The organism is Ruminococcus sp. 5_1_39BFAA (assembly GCF_964240875.1).
Lineage (GTDB): Bacteria > Bacillota > Clostridia > Lachnospirales > Lachnospiraceae > Blautia_A.
Genome location: NZ_CAXSVO010000069.1, coordinates 2,012 through 3,667, shown reverse-complemented (window position 1 = coordinate 3,667; position 1,656 = coordinate 2,012). Strand labels below are relative to the sequence as shown.

Sequence of the window (1,656 nt, the reverse complement as noted above, 5' to 3'; positions counted from 1 at the left end):
TGTTGGACAGCGAATTGAGAGAGACGCAAACGGCAAATTATTTTTCCGCTTTTCAAATAATCGACCGCGCAGTCTGGAAGCTAATGGCAGATTGACAGCGATAATACGGCACATTCTTGGGGAGTATTGAAAAAATCACGGAGTCCCATAGGACTCCGTGATCTCGGTGTTATTGACCTGTGTACTTTTCCAGACTGCCCAGTTCTTCCAGATGGCACAGTCCGCTTGCGACTGTCACTGCATCCACCTTTTTCAGAAGCCCGGAAAGACGCTCTGTATTCCAGAACAGATCCCGGTAGCCGGCCAGTTCACTTCCTACGTCGTGGTTTGGAATACAGATATAGTTCCCATAGCTATGTTGTCCTGCAATTACGTGGAAGTAGGTCCCACGACCAGAAATCTCTGCTTCGTAACAGGAGCCGGAATGTCTGATAAGCCTGATTTCACCGTTCCATTGTTCTTTGCGTTTTCCTCTTGTAAGAGTACATTGGTATTCCATGGCACACCCTCCTACATCAGGTTCTGGTTGCTGACAGCCGCAAGGACCACTTCTGCATCGATCGACTTTTTCTCCATTTGTGAGCCAAGGGCAAGGGCATCCGTCATCAGGTTGTCGATCAGACGGGGATTTCCCTGGGAATGGCTGTGGATGGAAGAAAGAGCGGCTTTTTCTATCATGGTCTCGCTTCCTCCGGCACAGGTGAGTTTATGGAGGACATACCGTGCCACCTCATCATCCGAGAGACCGGAGAAATTGTAGTGGACAGTGATCCTTTGACGCAGTGCTTCATGGACGGGTCTGCTCAAAGTATTATTCAGGTGGGATTCACCGCAAAGGATCAGGGTAAAACAGTTCACAGAATCATATCCGTAATTCATCAGCATCTTGATGTCGTTCAGAATGCCGGTGGAGAGGTACTGGGCTTCGTCAATCGCCAGGAGGAGTGGTTGACGCTTCTCTTTATAGAGATACCAGATCTGCTCCTGGATTGCCTTGAACATTCCCGGTTTCCCGCCTTTGTCACTGACACCGAGGGCCGCACAGAACTGGCGGTAAAATTCCATGACGCTGACGGTGGACAAGCAGATGTACTCCATGTGGTACAGGTTTGGATTCAGACTTTTGGAGAAACAGCGCAGGCAGAAGGATTTTCCCATGCCGGGACGTGCGGTGAACACACCGATCCCCCGTGCATCCTTCAGGTAATCCAGCCGCTGGGTCATTTCTGTCATGTCATGGGAAAGAAACCGGTCTTTTTCCTGTATCATCTGCTTGTCAAAGGGATTAAAAGAAAGCCCATAATACGCAAGGGACATCATTTCTCACCTCCCATCCGGGAATAATCAAGGGCTGGTGTGTTATTCCGCTTTGTCCTGCAGTTTTCGTTACGGTCCGTCTGCCGGATGGGGTAATGCGCCCCTTCGTAAAGGATGTAGGCGGTAGACATATCATCCGGCAGGAAACGGATATCCACTTTCGTGGCGATGAACTGCATGGGCACATCGTAATACGTCCGGTCGATAGAGACAGTGGCATCCCGGTTGACCCTACGGGTCACACGGTTCATAAAACATTCGTCCAGCCATGCACGGGACCCCGGCATCCTTACCTGCATGCAGGTGCGGCGGTACCGTTCCAGTGGAACATCCCGGATT

General features: G+C 50.5%; 3 protein-coding genes. All 3 read right to left on the bottom strand.

Annotated features, from left to right (window positions below):
• Window positions 1–169: 169 nt before the first annotated feature.
• Window positions 170–499, bottom strand: a complete 330-nt coding sequence (locus ACESZH_RS23590; protein WP_297933157.1) for a DUF6618 family protein — start codon at window positions 497–499, stop codon at window positions 170–172.
• Window positions 500–510: 11 nt separating this feature from the next.
• On the bottom strand, window positions 511–1,320 hold the full coding sequence (locus ACESZH_RS23585) for an ExeA family protein (RefSeq protein ID WP_297933159.1): 810 nt from the start codon (window positions 1,318–1,320) through the stop codon (window positions 511–513).
• A partial coding sequence (locus ACESZH_RS23580; RefSeq protein ID WP_373219986.1) for a Mu transposase C-terminal domain-containing protein occupies window positions 1,317–1,656 on the bottom strand: 340 nt, incomplete at its 5' end. The genes ACESZH_RS23580 and ACESZH_RS23585, both read right to left, overlap by 4 nt.

Excerpts from the sequence above, each read along its gene's own strand:
- ACESZH_RS23590 (WP_297933157.1), bottom strand. The coding sequence starts at position 499 with ATGGAATACCAATGTACTCTTACAAGAGGAAAACGCAAAGAACAATGG.
- ACESZH_RS23585 (WP_297933159.1), bottom strand. The coding sequence starts at position 1,320 with ATGATGTCCCTTGCGTATTATGGGCTTTCTTTTAATCCCTTTGACAAG.